Source organism: Zhongshania sp., from assembly GCF_041623545.1.
Taxonomy (GTDB): domain Bacteria; phylum Pseudomonadota; class Gammaproteobacteria; order Pseudomonadales; family Spongiibacteraceae; genus Spongiibacter.
The window spans coordinates 1-6,270 of record NZ_JBFJWS010000189.1 but is presented as its reverse complement, the minus strand read 5'-3'; the positions used below and the strand labels follow the sequence as shown (position 1 = coordinate 6,270).

General features: G+C 51.7%; 9 protein-coding genes. 1 reads left to right on the top strand and 8 read right to left on the bottom strand.

Features of this window, described 5'->3' with window-relative positions; genetic code table 11:
• On the top strand, positions 1 to 355 hold a 355-nt coding region (locus tag ABYT30_RS14080), incomplete at its 5' end, for a helix-turn-helix domain-containing protein (protein ID WP_373097111.1).
• On the opposite strand, the gene ABYT30_RS14075 is transcribed toward ABYT30_RS14080, so the two are convergent.
• From ABYT30_RS14075 to ABYT30_RS14040, 8 genes are all read right to left on the bottom strand, one after another.
• Positions 352 to 780, bottom strand: coding sequence for a DUF1499 domain-containing protein (locus ABYT30_RS14075; protein ID WP_373097109.1), 429 nt, complete (start codon positions 778 to 780; stop codon positions 352 to 354). The two genes, ABYT30_RS14080 and ABYT30_RS14075, sit on opposite strands and share 4 nt — an antisense overlap.
• Positions 781 to 890: 110 nt before the next feature.
• Positions 891 to 1,427, bottom strand: coding sequence for a YaeQ family protein (locus ABYT30_RS14070; protein WP_373097108.1), 537 nt, complete (start codon positions 1,425 to 1,427; stop codon positions 891 to 893).
• A gap of 50 nt (positions 1,428 to 1,477) precedes the next feature.
• On the bottom strand, positions 1,478 to 1,903 hold the full coding sequence (locus ABYT30_RS14065; RefSeq protein WP_373097106.1) for a YqaA family protein: 426 nt from the start codon (positions 1,901 to 1,903) through the stop codon (positions 1,478 to 1,480).
• Positions 1,900 to 2,565, bottom strand: coding sequence for a gamma-glutamyl-gamma-aminobutyrate hydrolase family protein (locus tag ABYT30_RS14060; protein WP_373097104.1), 666 nt, complete (start codon positions 2,563 to 2,565; stop codon positions 1,900 to 1,902). Before ABYT30_RS14060 ends, ABYT30_RS14065 begins: the two co-directional genes overlap by 4 nt.
• Positions 2,562 to 3,578 carry an amidoligase family protein gene (locus ABYT30_RS14055; RefSeq protein WP_373083708.1) on the bottom strand — a complete coding sequence of 339 codons (1,017 nt, stop codon included), beginning with the start codon at positions 3,576 to 3,578 and terminating at the stop codon, positions 2,562 to 2,564. The genes ABYT30_RS14060 and ABYT30_RS14055 overlap by 4 nt, the downstream gene beginning before the upstream one ends.
• Positions 3,571 to 4,635 (bottom strand): AI-2E family transporter, encoded by a 1,065-nt coding sequence (locus ABYT30_RS14050; protein WP_373097103.1) that lies wholly within the window; start codon positions 4,633 to 4,635, stop codon positions 3,571 to 3,573. Before ABYT30_RS14050 ends, ABYT30_RS14055 begins: the two co-directional genes overlap by 8 nt.
• A 54-nt stretch (positions 4,636 to 4,689) precedes the next feature.
• Positions 4,690 to 4,875 carry a PLD nuclease N-terminal domain-containing protein gene (locus ABYT30_RS14045; RefSeq protein WP_373083704.1) on the bottom strand — a complete coding sequence of 62 codons (186 nt, stop codon included), beginning with the start codon at positions 4,873 to 4,875 and terminating at the stop codon, positions 4,690 to 4,692.
• A 305-nt stretch (positions 4,876 to 5,180) separates the two neighbouring features.
• Positions 5,181 to 6,248, bottom strand: coding sequence for an MBL fold metallo-hydrolase (locus tag ABYT30_RS14040; protein WP_373097102.1), 1,068 nt, complete (start codon positions 6,246 to 6,248; stop codon positions 5,181 to 5,183).
• Positions 6,249 to 6,270: the final 22 nt, after the last annotated feature.

Sequence of the window (6,270 nt, the reverse complement as noted above, 5' to 3'; positions counted from 1 at the left end):
GCAGGCCCAAGCCGCCTTGGCTGTGCTACCTCATAGTGAGGGCTTTATTCAGGGCTTGCGCAGCGCGTTGCTGCGCGCTATGCAAAGTGGTCGCGCTAGTTCCGCCCAAGTTGCGGCGATGCTTAATATGTCGGAGCGCACCTTGTTTCGGCGTCTCAATGAGCAGGGTTTGAGTTTTAAGGTGATTTTGGCACAAACCCGCACTCAGCTGGCACAGGAATACCTGCGGGATAAGCGGCTGACCTTGAGTGAAATTGCCTTACTACTGGGGTATTCGGAGCAAAGCGCGTTTAACCGTGCTTTTAAGCGGGAGACCGGTGTGTCGCCTCGCCGCTATCAGCAGAGTGCGTCTTAGTTATTTTTTGCGGCAGTGAATTGCTTGCGCAAGGTTTCAACGCGCTCACGATTAACGCCAAAATCGTAGTAGCCAAGGCGTGAGGCACTGCGTACGTCTACGCGGTTTTGGCTTGGGCTATAGCGTAATTCAATATCATCGGTGTAGCGCATAATGGCACTCCGACTCACTGCGTGGAGGTAATGAGCTTGCCGCTCAAGTACTTCGGTGCGCGGCATGGCCAATAGGGTCTCTTGTAACAACTGCCACTCCTCGACTGAGCTAACGGTTATGGCGGCGATGTGCTTGGTTCCGGTTTCTAAGCTGGATACGCAGTGGGGGGCACTCGGGCAGAGTGCTAAGTGAGTGTTGGTACTACTAAGTCTTGGCGTGTTGCTGCAGGCGTTAAGGGCGCACGCGGTGATTAATATTAAAAGTCGGTACATTGGTGCTCTCCACATTTCCCTTAAACGAGCGGGTAGCCGTGGCGGCTGGCCCGATCTCTTTTGCTGGAGTATAGATTGTAGTTGTTCATTTTCTTACTGTTTGTGGCAGTTTAACAGCGAGTAATTAATTGCACATCGACATTGCTGCTTGCGTCGGAAAACCAGACTGAACCTTCGTCGATCGTACACTGCAGTTTCATAGTTCGCTGGGCCATGGCGGTGAGTATTGCCGAATCTTCAGGGTTCACTTCAATGACGCGAACATTACCATAGCGACTTATTTTACTGCTGTGTTCATCCCACCACATTTGCGCGGTACGACCGCCGTAAATCAATAGTACAACTTGCTTGGCAACGCCCCGCGCTTTACGCATGCGCTTTTCGCTTGGTAAACCAAGCTCTATCCACAAGTCAATTTCGCCAGTGAGTGACTTGAGCCATAAATCGGGTTCGTCGTCGGTGCTCAGCCCTTTAGTAAATTCCAAATGTTCCTCTGCATAGAGGGCAAAGGCAAGAATCCGCAGCATCATGCGCTCGTCTGTTTCTGAGGGATGACGGGCAACAGTGAACTGATGTGTCTGATAATAGTGACGGCGAATGTCACTGATATCGAGAGTGGTTTTAAACAGTGTGGCATTTAAGGCCATGATCGGACTCACGGTATTTCAGGAGGCCTTATTCTACGCTGAATTTGCGCTTAAAAGGCGGCTAAACCAATAATTACCAGTGCATAGCGCAAGCCCTTGCCGATGCCAACCAAAATGAAAAAGGCGGGCGCCGGCACCTTCATCATACCGCCGACCACGGTTAGGGCGTCGCCGCCGATGGGCATCCATGACATGAGCAATGTCCACTTCCCGTAACGGCCAAACCAGTTTTGCGCGCGTTGGATGTCGGCTTTGCGGGCGGGGAACCAACGCCGATCAGCGTATTGCACAAGTTTTGAGCCCATCCACCAATTCACGCCGGCGCCAAGGGTATTTCCGCTGGTGGCGGCCAGCCATAGCCAGCCGGGGTTTAGGCCGTCGCGCAATTGCGCCACCAATAAAATTTCTGAGTAAAACGGCAGCAGCGTGGCGGCGCCAAAGGCAACGGCAAACAGCAGCAGGTACGAGGAAATCATTGACCGGCACTCGCGACTAAGTGGCGAAATAAATGTAATTGCTGAGCTTGAAAGGGTAGATATTCTGGGTGCCATTGTACGCCGATGCGACATCGGTGTTCTGGGTCTTCCACTGCCTGAATAATGAAGTCTGAATCTCGGCCAGCGACCCGTAAACCTTCGCCGAGGTCTTTAATTGCTTGGTGGTGCAGGCTGTTAATTTTGCACTGCTCTTCGCCGAGAATATCGAATAACTTGCTATACGACTCTAAGTGAAGGGTTTTGCGTGGCAGCAACATACGCTTGTTTGATGTTACACGACGCATCTCTGCCAAATCTATGTGCAGGGTGCCACCGAGCACCACATTCATTAATTGCGCACCCCGACAAATACCAAGAATGGGTAAGTTGCGACTGAGGCTGAGTTCTAAAGCGATCATTTCAAAGCGGTCGCGCTCACGATTAATCGGGGCAACTTCCGGTTCATCGGGCAAGTACAGGCGCTGATCAATATCGTCGCCACCGCTAATGATAATACCGTCTAGATTATCGGGTATGGCGCTGCGGTTTGGCGTGAGCCTATAGGCCTCAGCGCCACAGCGCTGCAAGGCTAGGCGAATAAACCACCAAGCTAAGGGCAGGCGTGTATCGTCCCCGGTGACGCCGATTAGCGGACGACTCACAGCAACTCCGGAATCAACCACTGGCTGACACTGTGCGACCAATTGGTAAATAGGTTAGCCGTTGGGTTATCTAAATAATTGCGGTAAGCCTTACATACGGTTTCTAGGCGCGACTTGTCCATGGCTAAATTATCCACCTGCAGCCAGTCCCGGTAGGGGTGGATTAAGCCCCATTGTGGATCGTCGATTAAGCTATTGGGCAAACGGTAGTGCAGAGTCGGCCTCGCCTTGACGCGGTCGTCATCGATCTTGGCGCGCAGGCGTGGCTCGTCGATGTGGGCGAACAGTGGCAGCATATCCAAAGCGCGATTGCGGGTGGGGTTAAACTCCAAATAGTCGTCAATCAGCTCATCGATAGTGGGCTCGTAGCTGGGCTTGAGTATCTTGCGTATATAATCTTTGCCAAAAGGGTCGACATAGGAGGTTAGGCGGCGACTGAAGTCGACATCGCAACGCATTTTCAGCCACTCGTGTAGGCATAAAAAAGCACGCAGATAATTGAGTATGGTGCCGGCTTCGCAATCGGGCATCTCTGGGTTGAGTTGCAAACCAAAGGCGTTTTTGGCCGAAGCGTGGGTGCCTTGGGCGTCGCTATTGCGTAGGGTAAGAAACAGGTCTTCCAACTGCCAAAGTTCATCCATGGCAATCGGTGGCGCCACTACTTCGAAGGGCACTAATTGCTTGGCAATGGCGCCAACAATGGCTTCAGCCAACTCCTCAAGGTCGTTGCTGTCGGCGGATTCATGGCGCTCGCGGCTGATGCGCTTGATATAGGAAAAGTCCAATTCAACACCAAATTGTCCGAGCGAGGTTTCTACCACATTGATCTCGTAGTCAGAAAGAGCCTCGGCGCGGCCACCGTATTGATTAATGATGGTGTCGACAATGGCGTCTATTTCCATGCCGGTAAATTCAATTTCTACCCCGAGCCGACGCACTGCGCCGGTCTTGGTATGTAATTGCAGAGGTAGCGGCCAAAGTTGCTTGCGATAGGCATCTAAGGGCTTAGTCATTGGTATTTCCTATAATATGAGCGACGGGATATAGACGTTCGGTGTGTTGGCAAACTACTTGAAATAGCGTGAGTAGTGGCACCGCGAGCAGTACACCCGGTGCACCCCAGAGCCAGCCCCAGAAAAAGATCCATAAAAATACCACAATCGGATTGAGGCTAAAGCGAAAGCCGTGCACCAATGGGTCAATAAACTGCCCAACTGCGGCGGTAAACAGGCCGTAGCTTAAGGGTACTGCGATCATCGCGGCGGGAGAGGGATAGCTCACCGCGCTAACGATACTCAATAACGTTAAGGTAATACTTACACCCAGGTAGGGGATATAGCGTAATAGCGCTGCGACCGCGCCCCATAAGGCTGGGTCTGGGAAATCAAACAAATATAAAGCGAGCGTTGTAATGCAGCCAATCGAGACATTGACTGCGGTTATTGTCATTAGGTAGCGGGACATTTGCGTCTGGGCACGCTGCGCTATTTGAGTGATCACGGCTTTGTCTCGTTGCGTCGGTTGGCTGTGGATGAAACGCCGCATTAAGGCTTCCCCAGACGTTAGCAGGAAAAATAAAAGAATAATGCTCAGTGTGCCGTAAACCCCGAAATTTTTTGCCGTCTCCCCCAGCTCCGAGCGCCACCCTGCATCGCTAATAACGACTTTTGTCAGTCCGGGGTTGCCGGGGGTGGTGCTGAGCTCCCTTGCTAGGGAGTCGATACTGCGGGTGGCGGCATCAACGTCGGGACTGTCGGCATTGACGCTGCTCAGCTGCTCACGAACAATTTCAACCGCCTCTGGCACACGTTGCAGCCACTCGCTTGCGGGTTTGGCAAGGGCGTAAATGCCCGCGCCGGCTGTGCCAAGACAAACACCCATTACCAATAGCGCTGCAAGACTGCGCGGTAAGTGTAAGGCCTGTAAACGGCTTACTAGGGGGCTTAAGAGTAGCGAGAAAATTAGCGCCAAAGTAATCGGCAGCATGACGTCTCTGGCCACCTGTAGAGTGTAGAGTACGGCCAGAATGGCAATGATTTTAAGCGGCCAGTCAGCCGGTTTTTGGGGCATGGTTTCCACGGGAGGTTTATTCCCTAGCCTTGGTGAATACATTTATCAGAGGTATTATCGCGGGTCGCGAGGCCCGGCAAACCACCAGATGGCGAGCCCTAACACGGGTAGAAACAGAATTAATACAATCCAAAGTAACTTGGTCACTGAGCTTTCTTTACTTTGCACTATATTGAGAATCGCCCAAATATCGGCTATGAAAATAAGAAATCCGAGTACACCTGTGATCTTCAGTTCCATGTTCTTCCCCGTCAAAATACTAAAAAGCTGTCGCTGAGCGATGAGTAATAGCTGGCGGTGACAACGCGAACTTAGAGTCGTTTTACCGCTTGGAGTTCACTTATTGTGAATCAATGCGGCAATGAAGACGGCTTACGGTATCGGGAAAAGATCGGATCACACCGCTGTCATCAGGTATAGCAGCTTTTGGAACCGGGTGCGTAAGGCCGAGAGTGGGATTGGAGCTACCCCAGCGAGGAGCCATTACTCCTCGCTATATCAAGTGTATTAAGTTGCGTGTCAACGAAGTTCATGCTTTGCGATTGTTAAAGGTCTTTTCGCGTTTGAATTATTTTGCTGGAACCTGCGGGTAAACTAAACGCCACGCCATCTTCGCCAATGGTGTAATTTTTAAATATTTTGTCTGCGCCATTCAGGTAAAGCGCTTTTTGCCCAGGAATCACTAGTGGCGGCACAATATGGTAATACACTAAGTGACCAACGTTCGCATCTCGGGCGGTTTCTGCGGCTTCGACGGGGCTGGCGTGATAATTCAAGATGTCATGTGTTATATGCTCCATAACGGTATTGCCGGTCTTATGGGCGACTTCGTTCATCATGGTAACTAAGTTGGGCGCTAGCGCTTCGTGCACCAGTAGGTCGATATTCTTCGCAAATTTTTCAATGTTGGCTGATTTTACGGTGTCGCCGCTAATTAGCAGTGTGCGTCCTTTATAGCTAAAGCGGTAAGCAACCGCCGGATCAATTGGTGCGTGGTTAACGGCCAAGGCTTCAATGGTCAAATGCTCATCTGCAAGAAGCACCGTAAGTTCACCCTGCGCTGGTTTGCTAAAGCCATGCGCCGCAAGCCCAGCACCGCTCATTGGCGCGACGACGTCGCCGTGGTGGGCATGGCGGTAAAGGGCATCTTGGCTGTAGCTGAGATTGAAACCGTCGACAACTTTGTCTACGCCATTTGGGCCATAAACTCGCAGCGGCGAAGCGTTTGCGCCGCTTGCCCAGCGCAGCGTACCCATTTCACCTAAACCGTCGATGTGATCGGAGTGAAAGTGAGTGAGGAAAACCGCTTCAAGCTGGTTAATCGGGTAGCCCATGCGCGCGATGTTTCTAACGCCATCGGTGCCCGCATCAACAACAAACATGCGCTCGCCAGCAATAACCAATACGCACGGGCCAGACGCTTTTGGTGCTGGCATGGGCCCGCCCGCACCGCAAAGGGCTAGATGCAATCCGTCGTCGAGTTCCGCTAGAGTATTGGCTGACATTCGTGCCACCATGCCTTTTTCGAGAATCAGATTGCTCAGGCCGGATGGCATGCAGCCAGTAAGTGCGAAAAAGAACAGCAGGCTTATTAATTTATTGTATCTTTTCATATCCTATTCCGGCATCAGTTGT